Source organism: Bacillus cereus group sp. MG9, assembly GCF_040459995.1.
GTDB lineage: Bacteria > Bacillota > Bacilli > Bacillales > Bacillaceae_G > Bacillus_A > Bacillus_A mycoides.
Window position 1 is genome coordinate 2,245,115 of record NZ_JARVHC010000001.1, and the last position, 24,616, is coordinate 2,269,730.

A 24,616-nucleotide genomic window follows, 5' to 3' on the forward strand; every position below is an offset into this window, starting at 1 on the left:
AAAACTATTTTTCTAATCTCATATACATAATTTTGAGATTTTTTCATAAAACAGAAATAAAGGAGTGATGCTCATGAAGGAAATTGAAGTCGTAATTGACACGGAAGAGATTGCGGAGTTTTTTTATGAGCGACTAATTGAAAGAGGGTACGTTCCAAAAAGAGAAGAAATTGAGGACCTGGCAGATATTACATTTGAGTATTTATTAGAGAAATGCATGATTGATGAAGTTTTTGATGAAGAGGAAGATTGAAAGTAACGGCGGGCTTAACTCGTCGTTTTTTACTCTTTACAAACTTGTCACAAATATAGACAAGAATTGTTGGTATAATTAAAAGAAAATTTTATACAAGAGGTGAAGGGATGTTCAAAAAAATTATTGATTCTTTATTAGGAAAGAAAAAACATCGTTCGTATTCAAGTAGTGATTATCGTCAAAGAGGGCGCTCTTATTCAAGTAGCGACTATAAACGACGTTCATCTGGTTATGGGCATCAGCATTATAAAAGAAAACGTAAAAGCCGTAGCTTCTTTTCAAGTAGCTGATGAAATGGCGTCGTATACTAGCTTTATTTGATAGACCACTGCGAAAAAATACAATCGTTGCAGAGCGTTATAAGATTGAATCAGTAATTGGAATGGGCAGTTATGGGGTTACATATGTCGTTAATGATTTACAAATAAATAAATATAAAGTCTTAAAACAATTAAGGCAAAGTAAACAAAGATATGAGTCTGGTAGAAAATCATTTGAGCAAGAGAAAGTGATTTTACAAACATTAAATCATGCGTCAATTCCTAATCTACATGATCATTTCATATGGGAGAAAAAGAACTTTTTTGTGATGGAGTATATGCCGGGGGAAAATTTCGAAGATCATATTTTCTTAGATGGGCAAGTATATGATGAACGTGAAGTTTTTGAAATTTTATATGAAGTACTAGGAATTGTTTCGTATTTTCATAGTAAAGGTATCATTCACCGAGATTTACGTATTCCAAACATATTAATGAAAGAAAATCAGATTAGTATTATTGATTTTGGATTGGCTAAATTGAAAGGTGAGGGTGATGAGCGAGCTATAACTTATGAAGGTGAACAAGCTTTGATGCGAGAAGTTCACTTTCGTAGCGACTTTTATGCGCTCGGTCATTTCGTATTATTTTTATTGTATGCTAGTTATCAATCGACTGAAAAAAAGGAAAAACCTTGGTATGAAGAGTTAGTGCTGGAAGAATATAATCGCGACATGCTGATGCGAATGTTACAAATGAAAGCGCCATACTATGAAAATGTACAAGATTTGAAAAAAGATGTAGCTTACGCTTTAGAAAGGATGGAGACCCCATGTTTCAAAAGTTTTTAGCAAGCGTTGGAATTGGAAGTGCAAAAGTAGATACTGTTCTTGAAAGAGATGAGTATACAGTTGGAGAAGAGATAGTAGGGAAGGTTCATATAACTGGAGGTTCAGTTAGCCAAGAAATTGAAAGCATTTACTTAACGTTGTCGACGTCATATGTAAGAGAAGTGGATGATAAAAAAGTAACTGCATCGTATGATTTAGAGCGAGTTCGTTTAACAGATCCATTTTCTGTAGAGCCAAATGAAAAAGTGGAAATTCCATTTTCGTTTTTAATGCCAATTGAAGCACCACTAACACTTGGAATGAAAACGGTTTGGGTTCATACAGGTCTTGATATTAAACGTAGTATTGATCCAAGTGACCGTGATTATATTCAAGTATTGCCGAATGCGCTATTGAACAGTGTATTAAATAGTGTAAATCAATTAGGTTTTAAAGCGCGTCATATAGAATGCGAAGAATTACCGTATCGATTACGTAAGCAAGTTCCATTCGCACAAGAATTTGAGTTTATTCCAGTTTCCGGAGAGTATTATGGGAAATTAGATGAATTAGAATTATTAATTTTGCCAAGTGCCCACGATCGATTAGAAATTATTATGGAAGTAGATAGAAAATCACGTGGATTGGCTGGTTTATTCGCAGAAGCACTTGATCTTGATGAGAAGGTTATTCGCTTTACAGTAACAAACGAAGATATTCCAACGATGCAGCAAAAAATTAACAATAATATTTTTTAATAAACTATGCATAAAAAAGAAATGGAGAGGAAAACTAAAACAACCGCTCCATTTTTTTGCATAGTGAGGTTATGTATGTGAAACGATACCGACATTTATACTTGTTAAGTTGTACACTACTCATTTGTTTTGTCGCACTATCACTTTCGTATCATACCGCTTGTATTGAAAAATTTGATAATGTAGTCGCACACTTTATTCAAAGTTTCCGAAACGAGTATTTGACAACCTATTTTACTTGGGTGTCCTTTATCGGTTCAAAAAGAATATATTTCCCGTTACTCATTATACTTGTAATGTATTTTCTTCTTAGAAAAAAAATATTAAGTGCATTACTTCTAACAATTAATTATTACGGATCACGTTATTTGAACAGTATGCTCAAACTATGGTATGAACGAGCACGACCTGATGTGACACAGCTTGTTACAGCAACTGGATATAGCTTTCCGAGCGGTCATACGATGAATGCTACTGCTTTTTTAGGATTTATTGCATACGTCACAATTACAGAAGATCGTATTTCATTGCATAAAAAGTTGCTGATTATTTTTATAGCAAGCTTCGTTGTATTATCTATTTCAGTTAGCCGAATTTATCTTGGCGTGCACTATCCATCTGACATATTAGCCGGATGGGCAGCGGGCGGTAGCTGGCTCGTTTTATGTATTATATTTCATAAGGCGTTCATTAAAAAAGAACCTATGTCATAATAGGTTCTTTTTGCATGGGCTCCACATGAATATGAGCATGGTAAATTCCGAATTTTTTTCGAAGCATATCTTCAATATTGTCAGTAATACAATGGCTTTCGCTAACATCCATTCGAGCATCTACTTCAATTGTAATATCCACATACGTTTGGTTCCCATACATACGAGCACGAATATCTACAATATGTTCTACACCTGAAATATGCCCTATAGCATCAGCGTATTCATCCATTTTTTCAGGATCAATTCCATCCGTTAGCATATGAGAAGCTTCTACGAAAATTTCCCACGCGGTCTTACAAATAATAAGACCGACAAGTAAAGCTGCAATAGGGTCCAAAATAGGCATTTGGAACTGTGCTCCGACTATACCTACTACTGTACCAATACTTACAAGAGCATCTGATAAATTATCTTTTGCAGCAGCCTCTAATGATTTACTTTTTGTTCGCATTGCAATCTTTTTCGTATACTTGTATACACCGTACATAACGACAGCAGAAAATAAAGCTACCCATGCAGCAAGTACATTAGGTGCTGCTTGTTTCGGATTGAAAAACGATTGAATTGCACTAATAACAACTTCTAATCCGACCGTTGCCATAATAAAGGAAGCAACAAGTGATGCGATTTGTTCTGCACGCGAATGCCCATATGGATGATCTGGGTCACGAGGCTTACGAGAAATTTTCAGGCCAATTAATATTGCTAAAGAAGCACCAATATCCGTTAAGTTATTCAAACCGTCAGCACGTAATGCGCTAGAGAGGGTAATATAACTGATGATGATTTTCATAGAGGATAAAAATATGTAGGCTATAATGCTGACAATAGCACCTTTATCAGCTTCTTTATGAGAAAGAGAATCCATTTTAATCACTCGCCTTTCTACAAGGAATTTCTTTCTATACATAGAGTATCAAACGAAACTCGTGTGGGTCTATACAAACATTGTTGACGTTTTATAGCTTTTTAAGAAGGGGATAACAAAGTTTCGTTAAGGAAAAAAATGTTGAAAAGTACAAAGCGGAAAATTGTTTAAACCATTAACGATGATTATGGTATAGGAGAAGGTGGCGTGAATAATGATTCGCATAATTCCATTCATATATATATTTCACAAAATAACTCTTCGTAATTCCTCGTGGGAGTAATATATAAGAAATGATAAAAAATTAGTGGATAAGAAGAGGAGAATAATATAAAAATGTTCATTTTCTATAAAGAGAAAAATACAAATAGCATTTTAAAAACGAAAAAACCTCTGAAAATATTTTCAGAGGTTTTTCATTTCTTAGTATGCTTCTAAAAACTCAGTAACTTGCTCTTCAGTTTTTGCGTTAGCACTATGTAAGTGGCCAAGCTTCTCGCCATTTTGATAAACAAGCAGGCTTGGAATACCCATTACTTGATACTCTTCCGCGATACTTGGGAATTCATCTTTATTAATAGAATACCATTCAAACTTATTGAATTCTTCCATTACATCTCCGATAAAGTTGTCCATACGCACGCAATCCGGGCACCATGTTGTAAAGAACTTAACAACTACTGGCTCCTCGCTTGCGATGATGTCTTTGAATTCTTGTTCAGATTTGATTTCTTTCATGTTTTTGACTCCTCTCAATGTCACACGGATAAGCTAGTATTTTTTATGCAAAATCCGTAACTGCAAAATCTTCGACTGCTTTTTCTTGTAGGTCTGGTATACATATGAGTAGGTGTCTAATGTGATCCCTACTCTTTTATGTCCTAATCGTTTACTTACGATTTTCGGATTTACGCCTTATATCCTGCAAACGAATATTAGGAACCTCACTTTTCTTTATAAGCTTTTTCAGGAGCTGTGTCAAACTTCTGAAATTGCACGGGTTACCATTATAGGTTGGGCAAACTAAATCATAATTATTATTTCCATCGCCATACCGTTCTTTTTCTTCATTGATTTTTTGAAGATGTCCTTGAAGAGCCAGCAGAGTAATTTCAGGTAAAACAATTAATCTCTTTCCTGAAGATGTTTTAGGCTCATGAAACTCTTTGGTAATATGCGAGAGGGAATGATTAACAGATAAGGTACGTCTGTCAAAATCAATATCCTTCCATACAAGAACGTTGGGGAGCTTGGTTACAAAGGTTTGCAGAATGGGAAAAGGGGAGCAGCGTGAGCAATGTTGTTCGAGGCTACCCAAAAGGAAAGTACGCAGTATAAGTAAAAAAGGACAAGCAGTCGTACCTGCTGTCCTTTATAGGAGAAAAATTATTCTGGATTAAAACTACGAATAACCAGAAAACGCGCTTTTAACCAGTGTTGTCAAAGATGTAATAATCTATGCAATAAAAAAGCTTAGTCGGAATTCAAAATACCAAAATGGCTTGCATTGGTAAACAGGCCCAAGAGTAGTATATGTATAATGAAAAATCTCATACAAAAAGCAGACAACAATTTTGGTTGTCTGCCAGCGAGTCGAATGAGCTAGTCAATTGTGATAAATTGCTTTCCCATTACAAGAAGAGTGAAGCTGCTAGTTCAAACAGCTTGTAGGTAGTCTTTTAGATATTTAAAAAAATATACAGAGAAAGCAGATAAGTGACGAATCTACCTGCTTCTGTTGTAACAAAAGAAAGAAGTATTAGCCGTAAATATGACGGCTTGAAAATAGTATGTATTGATTTGGAAAAATTATTCAAGGGGGAAGAGAAGAATGGCATCGATAGTGAATAGTGTATGTGAAATAATTCGGTTAATGAGTGAAACGAAAGTAGAACGCATCCAAATCACATACGAAATTGGCGATATCATAGAGCAGAAATGCAGACGTTGTTATTACAATCGTTCAGATAATGCTTGTTTTAGTATTAGTGTTTGTAAAAACTGCCCGACTGGTCAAGAATTACGTCAGTTGGGTAGATATTTTGATACACAACCGAAAGAGCACGGTGGAAAACGAAAAGACAAACCCATCGGACTTACTCCGGAGCGTGTGCGCGAATTGAATCAACAAGGCATTCCAGATAAAGATATTAGCATTATGTATGATCGTAGTCCTTCTTATGTCGGGAAAATGAAAAAGGAATGGAAGCAAGCTGGTATATGGAGAGGACCAACAATAATGCGGGAAATCAACCGGTGTCGCCAGTAGGTCCAGTAATACCAGTAGGTCCGGTGTTCCCTGTCAATCCCGTATTCCCAGTTGGCCCGATTGATCCGGTCGGTCCAGTAGCACCTGTTGAACCAGTGGGACCTGTAGGGAATTGAAAGGGTTGCATAGGTGAAAGTGTCGGCCCAATCGAACACGGATTTAATGCAGTAGAAGATAAAAACTCGTCCAATATAATTCACCTCTAAAAGTTCGTATTACTAATAGTAAATGCAATGATAGAGCAAAGTGTAATGGACAAGCGGTTGTATTTAGGAAATTTAATAAAAACGCTATTTTAATAGCAAGAAGGGAGGGGTGGCTTTGACTAAAATACTTGAATTATTCGGAGGAATCGGAGCGCCAAGAAAGGCACTTGTTAATTTAGGGATAGATCATAAAGCAATTGATTATGTAGAATGGCAAACGTGAAATATGACTTTGTATGGATTCCACGTTATGGCGGTAATAAGCCAGCATATCCTTGTGATATTTGGCAGTACACGGAAACAGGAAATGTACCCGGTATCGGTAAATGTGATTTGAATTATCTTGTGGGTAGCAAGTCATTAGCTTGGTTTACGAACCAATCACAAACTACTGAAAAGGTAAAAGAACAACCGCAACAAGATAATGAGAAAGTTGAAGGAATCGCAACTTCAAAATACGCAGATGGTTATGGCGTGAATTTATATGAGAATCCTGCTGATTCGCAATACACAGGAAATATCACGAAAAAAATCCCGTATCTTATTTTTAAAGGATATTGGGGTGGCGGTGATAAGGATATGATTTGTTTAGGTAGCGAGAAGCAGTGGGCGAAATTAGAGCATTTTGATGTGCAATGGTTCTGCGCCTACTCTAAATATCCTCCAGGATACGGAATTGCAGTTCATAGCGAACCTGAGTGTACGAATCATATTGATAACATCGATGGTAGGGTTCCTTATCGTGTTTGGGGTAAACACTTAGATGCTATTGATATAGGTGGTAATCGATGGATTAAAGCGGAGCATGTAACGATTAAGTAATGTAAAAAGAGCCGTCCTGTTGGGCGGCTTTTTTCTTATTTATTCTCCAAATGTTTCTTTATTCATATTTAATTCACCGTTTTTTATCATTTCTTCTCCATAGATATTTTCCATTAGCTTTTGATGATCTTCTTGCTTCTTACGTTCTCCATCTTCTGGAGTCTCCTTAGTTTTCTCTATGGCGTTTTGTTCCGCCTGTTTTCTATAGTACTCATTTATTTCATCATATTTCATCGGTAAACCTTTTTCAAAAAGTGTACGGTGCACTTTTTATAATTTTATCGAATCATACTTTGCGGTCTATGACAACAACTCTGTCACTACCCCCATACACTGGAATCTAAAACATTTGTAAAAAATAGCATAGTTGTTACAAAACCTATATCGTTACCAATAAAAAACCTTGAAAGGCAAGCCAATCAAGGTCTCTAAATTTTTTTAAATGTCTAATAAAGTATTCACACCTACATTATTTTCTAATAATTCGGTTAGCGATGGTGCAATTTTCACTGCCTCCTCAATATCCAAATCTGCGAATCTGTTATAGTATATTCCAAAACCATCTTTACCCTGTAGATAGATTAATGCACCGCCTCCTTCATCATCACCAATTGCGAGTGAATTCGGGAGATATTTCTGCACTTCATAAGCTTCATTCATTTCAATGCACCCCGAAGCTCCCCAAATTCGAATATAAATTTGGTCGTTAACATTAATTTCAATGTCTGAAGCTAGCTGAATTATTTCTATATATTCTGTAGGTACATCTATTGTTGAAAAATCCTGAAGCGCTTTAATTTCTTCTTCTTTCGAAGGAGATTTTTTGGCATCAATTCTATACACACTACTGATATTATCTAATCTGTTCATTAATAATCAATCCTTTCATATTTAACTCCTAGTTTATCTAGCATCTTGTATTGTTGTTCAAGAACTTGGCTAGTAGTATCACGTGAAAAACCAGCTTTAGTTAAATCACCCACCATGAATTGCATTTCTTCTTGTAAAGTAGTACTCCATTTCCCTACCCCTGAAGCCACCCGTTCATTTCGTCTCGCAGTTTGAGCATTAGTAATGATTGTATGTGGTAGTCCTTTTCCAGTCTCGACAGTTATTGTTGGAGCAAGTTTCGAATCATACCCATACTGACTGAAATTATTTTTTGCCCATTCTTGTTGTAATCCATGATGAGATTGTAATCGCCCACCATTTGGCCCATCTCCTTTTGGCTTAGGTAAGGAATCTTTATGTGTTTTATTAAAATGAACATAATTAATTTCACCCGTACCCTTAGCTCCGCTGTTTGTCCCAGCAGTGACTTTTTTAGCTGTATTTGCAGCCTCAGTAGCCTTAGCAGTCATTTTAACTCCTTTTCCTACTTTAGCTATCTTTCCAAAGGGTGTAAGGCCGGCTACAGCCATGACACCTGCCCCAGCACGATCCCACCCCGAAAGTTTTCCGCCAGTAGATGGATCAATACCATCCCAAACACGACGAACATCATATTCACCACTTATTTCACCCGCTATATCCCTAGCAAGTTTTTTACCATCAAATCCTTGTTCCTCCGAAGAAGGTTTACCACACATTGCACCTTCTTCCATTGTAACATCTTGATTATCTGTATTGCGGAATTTTTCGGCAATTCGTCTCAAATCTTCTTCTACTTGTATAATTGAATTGATAGATGTAAAAGCTTTTGGTTTCGCATCATTGAACATGTGAATGAAGTGAAGATATGCAGCGGCTTTATTTAACATTAACACAGGGGGTGACCGAAACTACAAAAGAAGGGAGGGAAAGGATTAAACGCGAGATTCGTGAAGTTATCACGATGTCAGAAAAGTTTAAAAAGGATGATGACATCTTTCTTGGTACAAGCCCAAAAGCAAGAGGACATGAAAATTCAACTGCTGCTTATATTTCCTACAGTGTTCAAGAAATGCCAGGTGAGGAAGAGCTAGTTGAAGACCTACAAGAGATGATTCAATATTACGAGCAATATATTAGTCGGGTTAATTTAAACAGCCCCGAAACACAGGACTCAAATCCTCAGGGGAAAGATGCACAAAGTGATAAAATAACTGAAAAGGATTTGTTAGGAAGAGATGTTCTAGTCAAGGAATTAAGCAATTTTTATACGGAATATACTGACAATAACCATTCGTCATTTTATCTGGGGATATTCGCTAGATGGGGGATGGGGAAAAGCTCCATTGTTCAAATGCTTTCTAATGCTATAAAGGAAAGAAAGTCGGATAAAAATGAATATTTGGTTTGTAAAGTAGATTGTTCTGTATTCGATAAGAAAGATCAACTATGGGTTAGCATACTTAATCAATTGATAGATGAAATTTCTAAAGGCAAAGATAAAGACAAAGAAGATAGGTTCAACTATAAATGGAAGTTTATTTCTTTTAAAACTAGGTTTTTTGCTCGTAATTTTTGGGAATGGTTAAAAGGTAAAAATAGATGGATAAGTATTTTAGGGATTGGTAGTATCTTTGGTTTTATTATTTACAAATTTATGCCTTTATTAATGGGAGAAAGTCAGAATCTAAGAGAGATTACTTTTCTCATCACGATAGTTACCGCTTGTTATACTTTAGTGAAAAGCATATCATCAATATTTAAAGAAAATGTGTTTTTAACGGATAATAGAAGTATAGATAATACATATTCGAGAAGTGTTAATGAATATAAACTTTTGTTAAATTTGCTAAATGGTGTTCCGAAAAAAAAGGATATTAAGATATTATTAATATTAGATGAATTAGATCGAATTCATAAAGATTTATTACCAGATATAATTGAATGCATTCAATTATTCAAATCCTTAAATGAAGAAAGATTACTAGAAAAACAAAAAAATAATAATAACGAGACGAATAATAAATCCACCATCTCGTGTGTATTTTCATTTAACCATGACGTGCTGTTTCCTATTATAGGACGAAATATATCTTTAGAAGATAAGCAATTATTTATTCAAAGTTATAAGAATTATAACGGATTTGTTGAAGGAAAAGATAAAGATGTTTATGTAAATTATTATAAATTAGGAAAAAAATACATGGATAAGTATCTAGATTTGTCTCTTTATCTTGAAGATAGTATTGATTATAGAAATTTGGTGGATCATTTATTTGATGGAAATGATATAGAAGGTGATAATGAGGGTACAAATAAGGAATCGGCACGATTATTTGAAGGGCATGATGAATTAGAGAGTGAAGAACTAATGCAACGATTCGGGGATCAAGAAGGGTTGGAAGACATAGCAACAAAAGAACAGTCCGAATATCCAGTAGAGTTAGAGGTACCCGAAGAGAGGGATGTTCCGTCATTTACATTGACAGAACGTCAGGTCATTAAAGATACAATATGTAAGTACGCTTCAGATGTAGAGCCCCGGAAAATTATAAGATTGAAGAATGCTTTACTATTATTAAAAAAATTAAACAAAGAAAAGGAAGATGTAATGGATATAGAAAAAAAGAAAGAATTACAAAAATTTATTATCGACTTCCTTGAAATTGATATTAGTGATAAAAATAAAAATGCTGAGATAGCAGCAACTGTCGAAGAGTCGTCAGATAATAAATATTTAAAATACACGAATTATTTTATACATAATAAAGATTAGGAAAGATAATTCTCTAGATAATGTTTTTAGAAGAGTTTGGCTACTTAGCTAAGCTCTTTTTTATAATAAAAATTAATTGGAGCTACTATGTTTGTGAAGGTGTATGTAATGGAGGAGATATAAAAAAGTGCTAACAAGTTTGCAAACCAAATTGCAAACTAAACGAATACTTCTTAGTAATGGTAAGAGGGAAATGGTCGCTGATATGTCCTCTAAACCCTTATATATTAACAATTATTAACGTTGCATAATCATACATAAAACGTACTACTTCACCCGCACGCAATCCGGGCACCATGTAGTAAAGAACTTAACAACTACTGGCTCCTCGCTTGCGATGATGTCTTTGAATTCTTGTTCAGATTTGATTTCTTTCATGTTTTGTTTCTCCTTTTTCACTTATAATATTTGGGGTTATTTAGGCGATGTTTTTGCCTAGAAACGAAAACTTCTAACAAAAAATTCGTTTGCAAATTTATCCACCGCAGTTTCCTGAAGTCCTGGTACAACATATGAATAGGTCTTCAGTGTGATACCTACTCTTTTATGTCCTAATCGTTCGCTTACAATATTTGGATGTATACTTTGTTTTAACATAATTGTTACACGAGTATGTCTCAGATCATGGAACCGAATATCAGGAACCTCACTTTTCTTTATAAGCTTTTTCCAGAGCTGTGTCAAACTTCTGAAATCACATGGGTTACCGTTATACGTTGGGCACACTAAATCGTAGTCATTATAACCTTCACCATATCTCTCTTTTTCCTCTGAGATTTTTTGAAGATGTTCCTGAAGTGCCATTAATGTAATGTCAGGTAAAACAAGCAATCTCTTTCCAGAAGATGTTTTTGGTTCATGGAATTCCTTTGTAATAAGAGAGAGGGATCGATTAACAGATAACGTTCGTCTCTCAAAATCAATATCTTTCCATTGTAGACCTAAGATTTCACCTTTACGCATTCCACATGTAATAGCAAGAAGATACGCGATATAATAACGGTTTTCTTTTGCATGTTCTAAAAAACGAAGATCTTCTTCATCGGTTAAAAAACCAGGGTGTTAACGCTGATTTAGTGGAGAGAGCTCATTATATCACTCTTTCGGAGGAGGTGAGTTAGGATGCGGAAATGGTTAAAGAAACTATTTTCGAAAAAACGCCCACCCTGCATTGTTCGTGAGGAACAATGCAGGGTGGGCTAAACTGATAGGATCTGTGAAAATTGTGCCCAAATTATGCATGGAAAAGGTATTGAAAGAGATGAATAGTACTCTTTACATCTTATTCCATATATAACAAAGCTGGTTAGCTTCTGATTCAAGCGCTATTAAATGATCATTATTAATAGAGTTATTCGTATACATTCTGTTCTTTTGGATGTTAAGAACCGTATAATTCACATCGTTATGTTCATTTGAAAATGTCGATTCGTTTAATAATGTCAGCGTTGAGTTGATGTTGTATTTATCAATTCGCTCTTTTTTTCCTTTGAAAAACAGTTTGATAAGATGCGGCTCATCATTAATGAGCAAACCGAGTTCAGGTGATGAGCGGACGATTAAATCATCTGATATCCAATGTGATTTACCTGGATCGAACCAAGAGACGTCTTTGTTTTTAATAAATTTTTTGTACTGTTTTATGACATCAATGTAGTTTTGCTTTTTCTTCTGATCAACCGTTTGCACTAATGTTTCGAAACATTCAAAAGGTAGTTCGTTTTGATGAAATTTAATAACAGTGTCTCGTAATTGTTTCCAGTAATCAAAAGCTGGTTGGTATTCCGGTTGAGATTTTAGATTTTTTACAAAGTTCGTTTTAGCTGCACTACTTTTCAGTGTGAAGTCTAAAAATTGTGTAAGTCCTACTTTAATTTCTGCCATATTACACCCCCTTTTCAAACATTACTAATTCGATAATGGAAAGGAAAATCCTGCATTTTTTAAGGAGGTGAGCTAGATGCTAGAAAACACGATATCCATGCACAATGGCTACGGCAAAGCTGATCCGCAAGAACAAGAGGGAATTATTACAACTTTTATCGATATCGAAAAGTTACAAGATGTCATAAGTCGAGCGGTAGTGATTTTGCAGGAGTATCCAGAAGATGCTGAACTTGATGATTTAAATGGGAGCATTAATGAAGCGTTGGAATTGTTACAAAAGTATTTGGGGAAATAAAAAAGGACGAGCAGTCGTACCTGCTGTCCTTTATAGGAGGAAAATTATTCTGGACTAGAACTACGAATAACCAGAAAACGCGCTTTTAACCAGTGTTGTCAAAGATGTAATAATCTATGCAACATAAAAGCTTAGTCGGAATTCAAAACACCAAAATGGCTTGCGTTGGTAAACAGGCTCAAAAGTAGTATATGCAAAATGAAAAATTCCATACAAAAAGCAGACAACAATTTTGGTTGTCTGCCTGTGAGTTGAATGAGTTAGCTAATTGTGATAAATTGCTTTCCCATTACAAGAAGAGTGAAGCTGCTAGTTCAAACAGCTTGTAGGTAGTATTTTCGATATCTAAAAAAATATACAGAGAAAGCAGATAGGTGAAGAACCTGCCTGCTTACTACTGTAACAAAAGAAAGAAGTACTAGCCGTGGATACGACGGCTTGAAAATAGTATGTATTTTTATTTAAAAAATATTCAAGAGGTGAAGAAACATGGAGTGTTTGATAAATGGTGTCTATGAAATAGATAATGATTTTTTTGGTCCAATAAACTTTGCTAATGTTGTAGCTGTTTCATCCATAATTCAATTGAGTGCAGGGGATTTAGTCGAGATTTTTGCACAAAGTAGCGTAGCTGGAGTTATTAGTAATGTAGAAGATAGTACGCATTTTGAAGCTGCAAGATTCCCGTCTCCAAAAGTATAAGTGGTATGAAACCTTGTAAGTAATTTAATATCAGGACATTCCAAAATTTATACTCATCCTGTACAAGAACGGATAATTTATTTGTAGTGCATGAAGTATTTTAACGGTGTACAAGCTGTTTTGAAAGTGCTGGATAAATGAACTATGTACTGTTAAATAGTGTCTGATGATTGTAAACGAAACAGTCGAAGAAGAGTAGCGGTGTATGCAAAAAGAAATGCATGATGTTTAGGTAAAGAAAGCTTACTAGTTAGGGGATCTTACCGATTTAGTTTATGAAAAAAGGCCCTGTTGTCTCCAACAGGGCCTTTCCTAAAATGGCAAAGAGTAACTCTTACCTTACTCCTTGTCCATAGAATACACAAAAATTATACGTTTGTACAGGTAAATAATTTACAATAATAATATTTTAATATAATGCTTACAGGTAATTCTAAAGGATGAAAAAGTATTTGTTATAGAGTAAGTGTTGATTTTAAAGTGTTTTAAAGAGAATGTTTACAACTCAACGATAATAAAGGAATATTGAAATAATAAAATATGGAAATATTGCATATCTCACTTAACAATATAATCTATTCAATAATAATAAAATCGTACAGAGGAGTTTTTTCTGAAAATCCGAGTTGATGAAACTAGATAATTTGTATTACTGATTTAACCAGAATATTACATGAGTGCTTTGTTTTTAAAAGTTATACTTTCTCTTCGCTCTGCCTTATGGTGGAGCATTTTTATTTTTGTAATCGCAATAACCTGTCCAAACTTTTCAAGTCTAGCATACATATTATGCAGTAGTAGATTAGAAAGGAGCACTATATATGTCTTGTTATTACTACTGTAAGAATTGTGAGAGTTACCAAAAGAAAAATCATGATTGCTGTAAAAAAAGAAGTGATTATTATAATAAGTGCGGTAAAAGATGTGATGACTGTTCTTGCGATCATAAGGAGAATAACCTTGTAAGAGCATCTGCTTTTAGAGCTGTAAATACAGTTAATCAAAACCTTCCAGCTAATACTTTTGTTAAAGTATTATTTCAAAATGAACAATTCGATTTAGCGAACGAATATAACCCAGCAACATCAGATTTTACTCCGAAGACTAGAGGAGTTTATTCCGTAATTGGGACGATTGGTTTCTTTCCGAACGATACAAATTTAAATTATAGAGCGCGTGTAGAAGTTCGAGTGAATGGAAATGCGGCAATTGCTATAGATAACGACTTTTTTTGTCCGATAAATTTCGGTAATGTCGTAAGTGTTTCAACAATACTTCAATTACATGCAGGTGATATTGTCGAGATTTTTGCACAAAGTAGTATAGATGGGGTTATTAGTAGTACAGAAGACGGTTCTCATTTTGAGGCTGCAAGATTCCCATCTCCAATTGTATAAATATTAAAAAGGAAAAAAATTTATTAACTCTGCTTTTCGGTGGAGTTTTTTAATTTCATAATAGCAATAGCTCGTCCAAACTTTTTAAATTTATTTTGCATAGTATACAACAATAGATTTAGAAAGGGGATATAAATATGTCTTATTATTATTGTAAGCATTGCAATGGCTATAAAAAGACAAAGCATACTTGTTGTAAGAAGAGTACAGATTATTACGATAAGTGTTGTGATAATGAGAAAGATAAACTTGTAAGGGCATCTGCTTTTAGAGCGGTTAGTACAGTAAATCAAAATGTCACTGCAAATACTTTTGTTAAAGTATTATTCCAAAATGAACAGTTTGATTTAGCGAATGAATATAATCCAGTAACATCAGATTTTATTCCGAAGACTAGAGGGGTTTATTCTATTATTGGTACAATCAGCTTTGCACCTAATGATAGTAATACGAATTATAGAGCGCGTGTAGAAATTCGGGTAAATGATAATCCAGCTATAGCGATAGATAATGACTTTTTTGGTCCACCCAATTTTGCAAATGTCGTAGCTGTTTCAACAATACTTCAATTACATGCAGGAGATGTAGTTGAAATTTTTGCTGAGAGTGATGTAGATGGACTGATTATACAAAATGATCCAGGATTTATTAGTACGCATTTTGAAGCTGCAAGATTCCCATCTCCAATAAAATAAAAGACATGTTTGTGATTTATGGATTATTTTTTTGAAAAAGGCTCTACCTTATGGTAGGGCCTTTTAGTTAAAGGTGTTAAATTTGTAATATATTAAAATAAGTTCATAAACACTTGATAAGCAACACCTAGAGTTAATATGATAGCTAACAGTTTTGCTACCCATCTCGGTGCATTTAAATTTAGTAAAAGGGAATGACATATACTAAATGTAATGCCGAGTGTTAAAAGAATTGCGATAAGATATAAAATTAATAGGAATAAAGGTTGCTCTATGGAGCCGAAGTCAATTTTGGATGGATTCATGTAATATGTACCTCGGTTTTTATTAATATATTAATGAAATAATGAAGAATATAAGGAATTGGAAGAGTAATGTAATAAATACTATAAAAGTAAATTTGAAGTTATGGATGGAGTAGATAAAATAATCTTTGAAAGACTATTCAGAGCCAACATTTGTTTAAGTTTAATATACAAGAACGAATGTTCTTGGTATACTGGAAAATAAAAAAGGTGCGTTTACATGACAAATTTTAGTAATATAATTGAAAAACTAGATGAAATGATTTACAAACCTAATAATCTATTAATTACTAAACGAAAAGAAGAAAAGCAAAATTCAGAATATGCAGGAGGGGTATTCCAGCTAAATAATAGAAGCATCCGATTTAGGGTATCAAAAATTACGCCTAATAAGATTGGACAATTTGTATCTTTTTGGGAGAAGAATGCCTCTATGAGCAATCAGGCATTTTCTTATGATTCAGCTCCTAACCTTTTAGTTATCACTTGTATAGCGGATAATAACCTAGGACAATTTATTTTTCCAAAAGAGATTCTTCTAAAAGAAAAAATATTAAAAACTCAAAATCAAAAAGGGAAAATGGCTATGAGGGTTTATCCTATTTGGGATAAACCTATTAGTAATCAAGCTAAGAAGAGTCAATTGTGGCAACTTCATTATTTTGTCGATTTAAGTGATACTGAAAATGTAGCTACAGATAAATTATTAAACTTATATTCATAGCACATAATAAAAAAATTGAAATATTCAATGTTCGTTCAAATGATATTTGGAAATATTAACAGGGTAAGCCGTTAAGTAAAGAATAAAAAAGGAGCATACAAATAAAGTATGCTCAAAAAAAGATAGGTTTTATGAGTGGAGAATCTCCATACGATAATATATGCGCATTTCATTAATATGTGTAAAATATCAATAAAATATCAACAGAATATCAATTAATGAGTTATTTTAGTTTTTTAATGAAGTCATGTTTTGTGAAATGAAAAAGAGCCGTTTCTTTTGAAAGATGCGGCTCTTTTTATTATTTTGTTATCGTACTGTTCGAAATGATAAATCATAAAATTATACGATTAACAATTTGATAATGATCGGACTTCAGTTATATATTTCTTGAAGTCTGGATATTGAGATACAGTTTGGCAGGTAGGGGTGAGTAGTTGATTAATTAAAGATACATTTGTAATTACTTCGTTACAAGGACCATAGAATGTAACTTTTAGCTTTGAATTCGGGGGAACTTTGAATACGATAGGGATTTTTTTCATTAAATAAACTCCTTACATAACAGAGGTTATATGTTTATTTCCTTTTAATTAGGAAGACATATTAATATAATATGTAATTTTTATTGTAGTTGATTATTACATATACCGTATGAGTTGATGTAATTTCTATTACGTATCAAAATAGTGTTGTGAAAAAATATATATCATGTTTATAAAAAGCTTAAAAACAGACTAATATGAGGGAATAAGCGTTAATTAACTTGTCTTTTTACAGGGAGATTGAAAAATCTTGGAGGTCATTCATGAGTATAAGCAAAAATTGCTTATATGTAGTATGTACATTATTTATAGTTTTATCCCAATATTTAGTATGAAATAAACGCAAGTTTATCGTTTACAAATGAAAAAAAAGAAGGACTTATTTATTATGGATAAAAAGAAATTATTTAGTTTTAAAAAATGATGAAAATATATTTATTTGTCTTATAGAAGCTTGCTATTAGGTGTATGGGTCTAGCAATAAAACAAGCTTTGAATAAGATAATAAAAAGGAGTTGATTAGTAATGGGTTATATTGTAGATATTTCGAAATGGAATGGAAATATTAATTGGGATATTGCAGCGTCTCAGCTAGATTTAGTTATTGCTAGAGTTCAAGATGGTTCGAATACGATCGATTTTATGTATCAAGGTTATGTGAAAGAAATGAAGAAACGTAGTATCCCATTTGGGAATTATGCATTTTGCCGTTTTATATCTATTTCAGATGCAAAAAAAGAAGCGCAAGATTTTTGGAATCGTGGCGATAAAAACGCTAAATTTTGGGTGGCAGATGTAGAAGTTCAAACAATGGTAGATATGCAAGGTGGGACTCAAGCATTTATTGATGAATTACGCCGATTAGGTGCAAAAAAAATTGGTTTATATGTAGGACATCACACGTATGTATCATTTGGAGCTCGCAATATTGATGCTGATTTTATTTGGATTCCTCGTTATGGAGGGAATAAACCAGCATATCCTTGTGATATTTGGCAATATACTGATTCAGGAAATGTTCCTGGTATTGGAAAATGTGATTTGAATCAATTGATTGGGAATAAAAATCTTTCTTGGTTTATAGGTTCAAATCAAACAAATCAATCTAGTATTGGAGACAGTAAGCGACCAAATGGAATTGGTATTGCAGTTTCAAAATATGATGATGGATACGGAATTAATTTATATGAAAATCCTGCGAATCCGCAATTTATAGGAAGACTTACGAAAAAAATCCCATATTTAATCTATAAAGGTTATTGGGGAGGTGGCGAAAAAGATATGATTTGTTTAGGTGGTGAACAACAGTGGGCTAAGTTAGAACATTTTAATGTACAATGGTTTTATGCATATTCAAAGTATACACCTGGATATGAAATTAGAACGTACGATGGGAGGGTTCCTTATCGTATTTGGAATCGTCAAGATGGATATATAGATATAGGTGGGAACAAATGGATCAAAGAAGAACATGTGCAGATTAAATGATGTTAAAAGTCGGATTTATGCCGGCTTTTTTATTTAATAAAGCTTGTCTCTGGCATGAAGAGAAATACTTGCAGAAAACACATTGATTTCACAATAGCGCTGTATAGTTCCTAATATACATTTATCAAAGTGAGGTATTTGAATTGAAAAAGAAAAAGCTATTTATGGGAACTATTATTGCATGTGTGGCGCTAACATTGTCTGCGTGTGGTTCCTCAGAAAATGTTGCAACATCAAAAGTAGGAAACGTGACAGAGAAAGAGTTAAGTAAAGAATTAAGGCAAACATATGGAAAAAGTACTTTATCTCAAATGATGTTAAATAAGGCATTGCTAGATAAATATAAAGTTTCAGATGAAGAAGCTAAAAAACAAGTAGAAGCAGCGAAGGAACAAATGGGTGACAAGTTTAAAGTGGCTTTAGAGCAAGTAGGATTAAAGAATGAAGATGAATTAAAAGAGAGAATGAAGCCAGAAATTGCACTTGAGAAAGCGATTAGAGCGACTGTCACAGATAAAGATGTGAAAGATAACCATAAACCTGAAATGAAGGTAAGTCACATTTTAGTGAAAGATGAAAAAACTGCGAAAGAAGTAAAAGAGAAAATAAATAATGGTGAAGATTTTACTGCTTTAGCGAAACAGTATTCGGAAGATACTGGTTCAAAGGAACAGGGCGGAGAAATCGCTGGTTTTGCTCCTGGTCAAACTGTGAAAGAGTTTGAGGAAGCTGCATATAAATTAGATGCAGGACAAGTAAGTGAGCCAATAAAAACATCTTATGGTTATCATATAATAAAAGTGACGGATAAAAAAGAATTGAAACCATTTGATGAAGTAAAAGATACGATTCGAAAAGATTTAGAACAACAAAGACTGCAAGATGCGACAGGTAAATGGAAACAACAAGTAATCAATGATCTATTGAAAGAAGCAGATATTAAAGTAACAGATAAAGAATTTAAAGATACATTTAAATTCTTAGATGAGAAATAAGGTTTAGAAGAAAAACAGAGATTTAGCATAATGCTATATTTCTGTTTTTTTGTTTTCAATAGAAAAGGGAACTCATATAGAGTTCCCTTTTCGCGTTAGTGTGTGAGTTATAAATAGATAGTAAGACAATACAATATTACATTTAAATATTAAGAATTACAATAGGAAAATTTGGATGTAGATAAAAGGAATAAGCAATTAAATTCGCAAAATGTTGAAATGATAATGTTTTAGTTAATTAATTTTGTTAAATATAAACTAAATATATTTTCGTGGAGAGTGAATTGAGGACATAATTTAAAGAATGGTACATATCATATTTATTGGAGTATAAATTAACTTTATAGGAAGTGACATGTTGAACATTTAGTACAAAAGTATGTTCTTAATGATGATAAGAATTATTTATCCCGCTATTTATGGGAGTCTTACTGCTCGTAAAAGCCTTCACCTTATTAAAATAGGATGAATATTTTTATTTTTACTAGATTATTAAATTAATTTGGGGGAGAATATATGAAATTTATTTTTAAGAGAGAAGGCGGAGGGGAAATTTTTGAATCATCTAATGAAAATATAAGCGTTCTATTAGCTGTATTAAAAGAAACAAAAGGGATAAAGATTGGGATGGTTGAGTATGAAGTATTAGAATATAAACTGGAATATTATCGGAATCCAAAAAAAACAGAAACAGAGAGAGAATTACATATTATAATGCAACCCAAGCATATTCAATAAAGAAAGTGAAAATTAATGAGTGTGAATCTTACTGCCTGCAAATAGCAGGATAAATGGTAGTAATTGTCGATATGTATGAAACTTATGAGGAATGAATTGTTTTACATCATAAGTTTCTAAAGCTTTGTGAGTTCGTTCATAATAAAAGTGTATGCTTTTGTTGAAGGATGGTTAATGAGATATAGCTGAAATTTGTATTCCAGAAAGAACGTTAGTTAGGATAGAAAAGTAAAATTAGAAATATAATTAGTTCAATAAAAGCGGCTTCACATTAGGTGGAGTCGCTTTTATTGTTGCTACACGTATTCTATGATGCGATAGGAAGTGCAAAGAAATTTGATTAATAAAAGGGAGTAATAAATGAGTATGAATAAACTTCATATATTAAAGTGGCATTTTGTTTGAAAAATTTACATGTTGCACTTCCGTAAGAACGTTCGTTCGCGTATAATTAGAACGAATGTTCTTTCGGGGTGGAGATTTCTACAAATTCATAAATAGTTTTGAATTGGAAAGCTACGCTACATATAAATAAGAGATGGGTAAAGAATGAAGCGATAAGGCTTCTAACCGCAAGGACTGCGGAGATAGCCTAATAAATTAGAGTTCGATAGAACTCTTTACTTAGGAATCCCCCACTTCTAAACGAAGTGAAAGTGGGGTAGTTCAAGAATGGATAGATATAGAAAATTGAGGAGTAAAGAAAATGAATTATGTAAAGATACAGGGAAAAGGAAGAGAGTGGGTTCCGTTTACAGTAATGTCGGAACAATTATTAAGTATGAAAAAAATTATTGGAGAGAAATTAAAAGTCCAAAGACCGCTAATAACAAATGAAGCGAAAGACAGCATTTCAGACAAATTATTAACTTCATTATTGTCTGAAGAAGAGATGTTAGTGACATATTTTGAAGAAGGATACATACTTACGAGTTATATGACAGTGGTTCATATAAATCCAATTCAACAAATTGTAAAATGTACAGATGCATTTTATAAAACATATATATTTTCTGCAATGGACATAATTGATGTAACCTAAAAGAAGCTGAATTTTGAAGTTTAGCTTCTTTAATTTATCTAGCTATTTACGGACAGGCAGATTCACACCTCAAAATTAGGCTGTGAGTCAGGCTACCTGTTAAAACCTAATTTTTTGAAGAGGTGAAGAACTAAATGAAAAAGCAGCTAGCTGCAAGCTAGCTGCTTAGTCCCAGGGAAAGGGAGAAAAAGATTGGCACTCAAAAAATCAATGATAGCTGTGTATCAGCCTGAGTATAGTATAGACAAATTTTAAAATGTTATACAAAAATGATTACAGATCTGGTTAGGCCGTACCAACTTGGTTTTGATCTGCTAGATCAGAATCAAATGTATTAGTCGCGCTAACCCCACTAAAAGTGTTCACTACGAAACCAACGTTAGATGCGCCAGAGCCGTTATAAGCTTTCGTATTCTCTTTTGGAGAAACATTGTAGAAATCACCTAAGTTGAAAGATCCGTTACTATTTTGTACAACTAAATTCCCAACAACTGAGGGCATAATTTTCACCTGCTTTATAAGTAATTGTTTGCATTACTATATGAAGGTATAGTCTAATTGGTTCATTTGACAAATATTCCGGAATAGAAAAATGTTTGAAGCTTTGTTTAATCAATCGAGCAAAAAGTATGTTAAAATTAATGAAGAGCTGAATTTTAAAAAGAATAAATTCGAATAATTAATATATATGGAATTAAAGGAGGCGAAATGTAATGGATAATGTTATAAAAACAGTGGATTTAACAGATGCAGAATCAAGTAAACTTATTGCTTATATTTATAGTAATGATGTCACATTGATCGAAAAAGCATTTTGTCCTAATGAAATAAAATTAAAGTTTAATGAAATAGCAATTTTATCGGCAATTAAAACCGCATATATTACGAAAGTATCTATAAGGAAAGAACTTGAAGCAATTTTTCACGATACAGGCGTTTTATTAGTAAAGCAAAATGTTGAAAGGAATAGTATTCAATCTATAACAATGCATTTTGAGCAATTTAAAAAGTTGCAAAATGAGATTGAGAATTTAAATAAAAGTATGTTATAAGACTAGGTGGAAATTTATTGATAGAGGTGGGCTCTGTTAAGTTGAAAAAGTGGATTGAAAAGTATTTGGATAAATCGAACCGTAAACATAAATATACTTTCATTAAGGTGTAACCTATATTTATCGATGTGAGAAATGTAGGGAATAGAAGATACAATTTAAAAATAATAACGATACAAACAAAAAGAGTAACTATGATGGTTACTCTTTTTGTTTGTAATATGTAATATCAAAAATACTTCTAAAGTATGAAATGAATTGATACTTAAGTGAGAAGTTGAATAACAATAAAAAGAGTAATATTAATGGAAAGGAGGAGATGAAGTTGGAGCGAAACGACATTGGGAAACTTGTAATTATTACTGGAGTAACGCAAGGGTTAGGACGTGCAATGGTTGATAGGTTTCATGAATTGGGGTGGAACATAGCAGGGTGTGGACGCTCAAAAAATAAAATTGAAGAACTTAATAAATATTACGGTGCTTCACATGATTTTCAAATAATTGATGTTTCAAATCATCACCAAGTTAGTAAATGGGCAAGTCGTATTCTTAATAAGTATAGGGCTCCCGATATGTTAATAAATAATGCATCGATTATTAATCAAAATGCACCTCTATGGAAAGTTACCGCACAAGAATTTGAAAGTGTAATGAGTGTAAATGTGAACGGGGTAGTAAATGTCATTAGGGCGTTCGTCCCGGCGATGATAGCTAGGAAAGAAGGAATTATTATTAACATGAGCTCTAGTTGGGGAAGAGAAGGCGAGGCTGAACTTGCGCCATATTGTGCCTCGAAGTTTGCTGTTGAAGGTATCACGCAGTCAATGGCAATGGAACTGCCAAATGGTATGGCAGTAGTTGCTTTAGATCCAGGTGGCAGTATTAGCACTCCAATGCTTCACTTATGTGCACCTCAATATGTAAAAGAATCTCCTACACCTGAAATGTGGTCACATAAAGCAATTCATTATATATTAAATATATCAATAGATAAAAACGGTGAGTCATTGACATGTCCGGCATACATTCATTGAGAAACTCCTTGTCAAAAAGAGCGCCTGAAAGGTGCTCTTTTGTATTATTAGTACATTATGTGATGCACAAAATTACATATGAAAAATAGAATAATGAATTAAAGGTGATATTTGTTTGTTTTGAATGTACTAGAAAATTTAAATATAGGTGATGGGAAATGAACCTACGCGATTTAGAATTGACAGGTGCCTGGTTTCAAGTAGGAGGAAATCTTATAGCAGCAATTGGAACAACTAGAGGGTTTGCAGGGGAAGAAAAGATTGAGTCGGATCTCGTTATTGTAGGGAGTTCATTACAAGCTCTCGGATATATATTACAAATTATAGCAACTAATGATGCGAAAGATGAAGATAAATGTGAGAAGCAAGAGGTAACTATAGATAATAAAAATAAAGCGCTAGCGAAAACGGGGATTGAGTTATTAGCTTTAGGTAATATTTCAAATGTAATAGGAACGTATTTTAATCTCAATGAACAAATGAAAGAAAATGATTTTCTTATAATTACTGGAAATAGTTTGCAATCAATTGGCGCTTTTTTAGGAGTAGAAGTAGCATTGAATGAGATAAATGGAATACAGTGGATTATCGTATTAGGGAATTCAATGCAAAGTTTAGGTGCGGGATTACAAGCATATGAAGGTATTAAAAATATACCAAAAGAAGAAAAGGGAAAAGAAGACAGTAATATAGATAAAGAAGATCAACGTATAATAGGGCTAATAGGTATTTGGATACAGGCAATAGGTACTGTAATTTCAGCAATTGGATTAACCGAAATAGTAGAGGAACAACGATTGGAATCTAAGAAAAGGTGATGAAATACTCATTTCAATGAAGTTTGGAGTATTTCAATTTTAGAAGTAGGACAAGATGGATGTGTTAATTGTTTTTGTAGGCTTTTTCATATAGGCGTAGAATATACATATAAACGAACAGGTGAAAATAACTTGTTAACGTTAGTGAGAGGCTTCTCATTTAGTTATACTATTATATGTGATTTTTGTAATGATGAGTTCTTATATACGCTTTTAGAAATAACATGATTCCATAGGTTTGATAGTGTAGGAGATGGATGGGGAAG

Annotated in this window: 28 protein-coding genes and 8 pseudogenes; 23 read left to right on the forward strand and 13 right to left on the reverse strand. The window is 33.4% G+C overall.

Going from position 1 to position 24,616, the window contains the following annotated elements; genetic code table 11:
• Positions 1-73 precede the first annotated feature (73 nt).
• The 5 genes from QCI77_RS11415 (at position 74) to QCI77_RS11435 (ending at position 2,817) form a co-directional block, all read left to right on the forward strand.
• A complete protein-coding gene (locus QCI77_RS11415; protein WP_002012644.1) occupies positions 74-253 on the forward strand; it encodes a YozD family protein in 180 nt (59 codons plus the stop codon).
• Between the two features lie 110 nt (positions 254-363).
• Entirely contained in the window at positions 364-546 is a 183-nt protein-coding gene (locus QCI77_RS11420; protein WP_002085792.1) for a hypothetical protein, read from the forward strand.
• Positions 546-1,367, forward strand: coding sequence for a serine/threonine protein kinase (locus tag QCI77_RS11425; RefSeq protein WP_113768896.1), 822 nt, complete (start codon positions 546-548; stop codon positions 1,365-1,367). The genes QCI77_RS11420 and QCI77_RS11425 overlap by 1 nt, the downstream gene beginning before the upstream one ends.
• A complete protein-coding gene (locus QCI77_RS11430) occupies positions 1,349-2,104 on the forward strand; it encodes a sporulation protein (RefSeq protein WP_002202111.1) in 756 nt (251 codons plus the stop codon). The genes QCI77_RS11425 and QCI77_RS11430 overlap by 19 nt, the downstream gene beginning before the upstream one ends.
• 77 nt (positions 2,105-2,181) lie before the next feature.
• Complete coding sequence (locus tag QCI77_RS11435; RefSeq protein ID WP_002127255.1) at positions 2,182-2,817, forward strand: phosphatase PAP2 family protein; 636 nt, start codon at positions 2,182-2,184, stop codon at positions 2,815-2,817.
• Here the strand turns inward: QCI77_RS11435 and QCI77_RS11440 are convergent.
• The 3 genes and pseudogenes from QCI77_RS11440 to QCI77_RS11450 all read right to left on the reverse strand — a co-directional run bounded on the left by QCI77_RS11440 (position 2,807) and on the right by QCI77_RS11450 (position 4,793).
• Positions 2,807-3,688: a cation diffusion facilitator family transporter gene (locus QCI77_RS11440; RefSeq protein ID WP_002085782.1), complete on the reverse strand. Its 882-nt coding sequence runs from the start codon at positions 3,686-3,688 to the stop codon at positions 2,807-2,809. The genes QCI77_RS11435 and QCI77_RS11440 overlap by 11 nt on opposite strands.
• A gap of 423 nt (positions 3,689-4,111) precedes the next feature.
• Positions 4,112-4,426 (reverse strand): thioredoxin family protein, encoded by a 315-nt coding sequence (locus QCI77_RS11445; protein WP_000658777.1) that lies wholly within the window; start codon positions 4,424-4,426, stop codon positions 4,112-4,114.
• Positions 4,427-4,469: 43 nt separating this feature from the next.
• Positions 4,470-4,793 (reverse strand): annotated as a pseudogene (locus tag QCI77_RS11450) (site-specific integrase).
• Between the two features lie 611 nt (positions 4,794-5,404).
• On the opposite strand from QCI77_RS11450, the gene QCI77_RS11455 reads away from it, so the two are divergent.
• Both QCI77_RS11455 and QCI77_RS11460 read left to right on the forward strand, forming a co-directional pair.
• On the forward strand, positions 5,405-5,539 hold the full coding sequence (locus tag QCI77_RS11455) for a hypothetical protein (RefSeq protein WP_353824934.1): 135 nt from the start codon (positions 5,405-5,407) through the stop codon (positions 5,537-5,539).
• A gap of 22 nt (positions 5,540-5,561) precedes the next feature.
• Positions 5,562-5,957, forward strand: coding sequence for a hypothetical protein (locus tag QCI77_RS11460; protein WP_002031822.1), 396 nt, complete (start codon positions 5,562-5,564; stop codon positions 5,955-5,957).
• Here the strand turns inward: QCI77_RS11460 and QCI77_RS11465 are convergent.
• Positions 5,941-6,147 (reverse strand): annotated as a pseudogene (locus QCI77_RS11465) (exosporium leader peptide-containing protein); the annotation flags it as partial. The gene QCI77_RS11460 and the pseudogene QCI77_RS11465 sit on opposite strands and share 17 nt — an antisense overlap.
• 131 nt (positions 6,148-6,278) lie before the next feature.
• Here QCI77_RS11465 and QCI77_RS11470 point away from each other — a divergent pair.
• Positions 6,279-6,374: pseudogene (locus QCI77_RS11470) on the forward strand (DNA (cytosine-5-)-methyltransferase); the annotation flags it as partial.
• Positions 6,375-6,379: 5 nt separating this feature from the next.
• Positions 6,380-6,985: pseudogene (locus QCI77_RS11475) on the forward strand (N-acetylmuramoyl-L-alanine amidase); the annotation flags it as partial.
• A gap of 39 nt (positions 6,986-7,024) precedes the next feature.
• Here QCI77_RS11475 and QCI77_RS11480 read toward each other — a convergent pair.
• The 3 genes and pseudogenes from QCI77_RS11480 to QCI77_RS11490 all read right to left on the reverse strand — a co-directional run.
• Positions 7,025-7,219, reverse strand: coding sequence for a hypothetical protein (locus QCI77_RS11480; protein WP_012260894.1), 195 nt, complete (start codon positions 7,217-7,219; stop codon positions 7,025-7,027).
• Positions 7,220-7,423: 204 nt separating this feature from the next.
• Positions 7,424-7,855: an SMI1/KNR4 family protein gene (locus QCI77_RS11485; protein ID WP_033709048.1), complete on the reverse strand. Its 432-nt coding sequence runs from the start codon at positions 7,853-7,855 to the stop codon at positions 7,424-7,426.
• Positions 7,855-8,715, reverse strand: a pseudogene (locus tag QCI77_RS11490) (pre-toxin TG domain-containing protein); the annotation flags it as partial. The pseudogene QCI77_RS11490 and the gene QCI77_RS11485, both read right to left, overlap by 1 nt.
• Between QCI77_RS11490 and QCI77_RS11495 the strand changes: the two are divergent.
• A pseudogene (locus tag QCI77_RS11495) lies at positions 8,715-8,996 on the forward strand (MrcB family domain-containing protein); the annotation flags it as partial. The pseudogenes QCI77_RS11490 and QCI77_RS11495 sit on opposite strands and share 1 nt — an antisense overlap.
• 84 nt (positions 8,997-9,080) lie before the next feature.
• Positions 9,081-10,631 carry a P-loop NTPase fold protein gene (locus QCI77_RS11500; protein WP_353825766.1) on the forward strand — a complete coding sequence of 517 codons (1,551 nt, stop codon included), beginning with the start codon at positions 9,081-9,083 and terminating at the stop codon, positions 10,629-10,631.
• 273 nt (positions 10,632-10,904) lie between these two features.
• On the opposite strand, the pseudogene QCI77_RS11505 reads toward QCI77_RS11500, so the two are convergent.
• From QCI77_RS11505 to QCI77_RS11515, 3 genes and pseudogenes are all read right to left on the reverse strand, one after another.
• Positions 10,905-11,009 (reverse strand): annotated as a pseudogene (locus tag QCI77_RS11505) (thioredoxin domain-containing protein); the annotation flags it as partial.
• Between the two features lie 57 nt (positions 11,010-11,066).
• Entirely contained in the window at positions 11,067-11,624 is a 558-nt protein-coding gene (locus tag QCI77_RS11510; protein ID WP_353825767.1) for a site-specific integrase, read from the reverse strand.
• A 282-nt stretch (positions 11,625-11,906) separates the two neighbouring features.
• Entirely contained in the window at positions 11,907-12,515 is a 609-nt protein-coding gene (locus tag QCI77_RS11515) for a hypothetical protein (protein ID WP_002012636.1), read from the reverse strand.
• Positions 12,516-12,591: 76 nt separating this feature from the next.
• Here QCI77_RS11515 and QCI77_RS11520 point away from each other — a divergent pair, with 76 nt between their 5' ends.
• The 4 genes and pseudogenes from QCI77_RS11520 to QCI77_RS11535 all read left to right on the forward strand — a co-directional run bounded on the left by QCI77_RS11520 (position 12,592) and on the right by QCI77_RS11535 (position 15,607).
• Complete coding sequence (locus tag QCI77_RS11520; protein ID WP_002189525.1) at positions 12,592-12,813, forward strand: hypothetical protein; 222 nt, start codon at positions 12,592-12,594, stop codon at positions 12,811-12,813.
• Positions 12,814-13,329: 516 nt separating this feature from the next.
• A pseudogene (locus tag QCI77_RS11525) lies at positions 13,330-13,515 on the forward strand (hypothetical protein); the annotation flags it as partial.
• An 821-nt stretch (positions 13,516-14,336) separates the two neighbouring features.
• Complete coding sequence (locus QCI77_RS11530; protein WP_353824935.1) at positions 14,337-14,912, forward strand: C1q-like domain-containing protein; 576 nt, start codon at positions 14,337-14,339, stop codon at positions 14,910-14,912.
• 137 nt (positions 14,913-15,049) lie between these two features.
• On the forward strand, positions 15,050-15,607 hold the full coding sequence (locus QCI77_RS11535) for a C1q-like domain-containing protein (RefSeq protein WP_002031830.1): 558 nt from the start codon (positions 15,050-15,052) through the stop codon (positions 15,605-15,607).
• A 92-nt stretch (positions 15,608-15,699) separates the two neighbouring features.
• On the opposite strand, the gene QCI77_RS11540 is transcribed toward QCI77_RS11535, so the two are convergent.
• Positions 15,700-15,912, reverse strand: a complete 213-nt coding sequence (locus tag QCI77_RS11540; protein ID WP_002031831.1) for a hypothetical protein — start codon at positions 15,910-15,912, stop codon at positions 15,700-15,702.
• A 220-nt stretch (positions 15,913-16,132) separates the two neighbouring features.
• Between QCI77_RS11540 and QCI77_RS11545 the strand changes: the two genes are divergently transcribed.
• Positions 16,133-16,636: a MepB family protein gene (locus QCI77_RS11545; protein ID WP_002141670.1), complete on the forward strand. Its 504-nt coding sequence runs from the start codon at positions 16,133-16,135 to the stop codon at positions 16,634-16,636.
• Positions 16,637-16,986: 350 nt separating this feature from the next.
• On the opposite strand, the gene QCI77_RS11550 is transcribed toward QCI77_RS11545, so the two are convergent.
• Positions 16,987-17,181, reverse strand: a complete 195-nt coding sequence (locus QCI77_RS11550; RefSeq protein WP_002085768.1) for a hypothetical protein — start codon at positions 17,179-17,181, stop codon at positions 16,987-16,989.
• A 525-nt stretch (positions 17,182-17,706) separates the two neighbouring features.
• On the opposite strand from QCI77_RS11550, the gene QCI77_RS11555 reads away from it, so the two are divergent.
• From QCI77_RS11555 to QCI77_RS11570, 4 genes are all read left to right on the forward strand, one after another.
• On the forward strand, positions 17,707-18,669 hold the full coding sequence (locus tag QCI77_RS11555) for a glycoside hydrolase family 25 protein (RefSeq protein WP_353824936.1): 963 nt from the start codon (positions 17,707-17,709) through the stop codon (positions 18,667-18,669).
• A 143-nt stretch (positions 18,670-18,812) separates the two neighbouring features.
• Complete coding sequence (locus QCI77_RS11560; RefSeq protein WP_002031835.1) at positions 18,813-19,664, forward strand: peptidylprolyl isomerase PrsA; 852 nt, start codon at positions 18,813-18,815, stop codon at positions 19,662-19,664.
• Between the two features lie 516 nt (positions 19,665-20,180).
• On the forward strand, positions 20,181-20,402 hold the full coding sequence (locus QCI77_RS11565; protein WP_353824937.1) for a hypothetical protein: 222 nt from the start codon (positions 20,181-20,183) through the stop codon (positions 20,400-20,402).
• A gap of 706 nt (positions 20,403-21,108) precedes the next feature.
• Positions 21,109-21,444: a YolD-like family protein gene (locus QCI77_RS11570; RefSeq protein WP_113768903.1), complete on the forward strand. Its 336-nt coding sequence runs from the start codon at positions 21,109-21,111 to the stop codon at positions 21,442-21,444.
• A 285-nt stretch (positions 21,445-21,729) separates the two neighbouring features.
• On the opposite strand, the gene gerPF is transcribed toward QCI77_RS11570, so the two are convergent.
• Positions 21,730-21,945: a spore germination protein GerPF gene (gerPF, locus tag QCI77_RS11575; protein WP_001141569.1), complete on the reverse strand. Its 216-nt coding sequence runs from the start codon at positions 21,943-21,945 to the stop codon at positions 21,730-21,732.
• Positions 21,946-22,157: 212 nt separating this feature from the next.
• Here gerPF and QCI77_RS11580 point away from each other — a divergent pair, with 212 nt between their 5' ends.
• From QCI77_RS11580 to QCI77_RS11590, 3 genes are all read left to right on the forward strand, one after another.
• Positions 22,158-22,496, forward strand: coding sequence for a hypothetical protein (locus QCI77_RS11580; RefSeq protein WP_002031841.1), 339 nt, complete (start codon positions 22,158-22,160; stop codon positions 22,494-22,496).
• A gap of 325 nt (positions 22,497-22,821) precedes the next feature.
• On the forward strand, positions 22,822-23,532 hold the full coding sequence (locus QCI77_RS11585; RefSeq protein WP_113768904.1) for an SDR family oxidoreductase: 711 nt from the start codon (positions 22,822-22,824) through the stop codon (positions 23,530-23,532).
• 158 nt (positions 23,533-23,690) lie between these two features.
• Positions 23,691-24,350 carry a DUF6944 family repetitive protein gene (locus QCI77_RS11590; RefSeq protein WP_002035373.1) on the forward strand — a complete coding sequence of 220 codons (660 nt, stop codon included), beginning with the start codon at positions 23,691-23,693 and terminating at the stop codon, positions 24,348-24,350.
• Positions 24,351-24,616 lie beyond the last annotated feature (266 nt).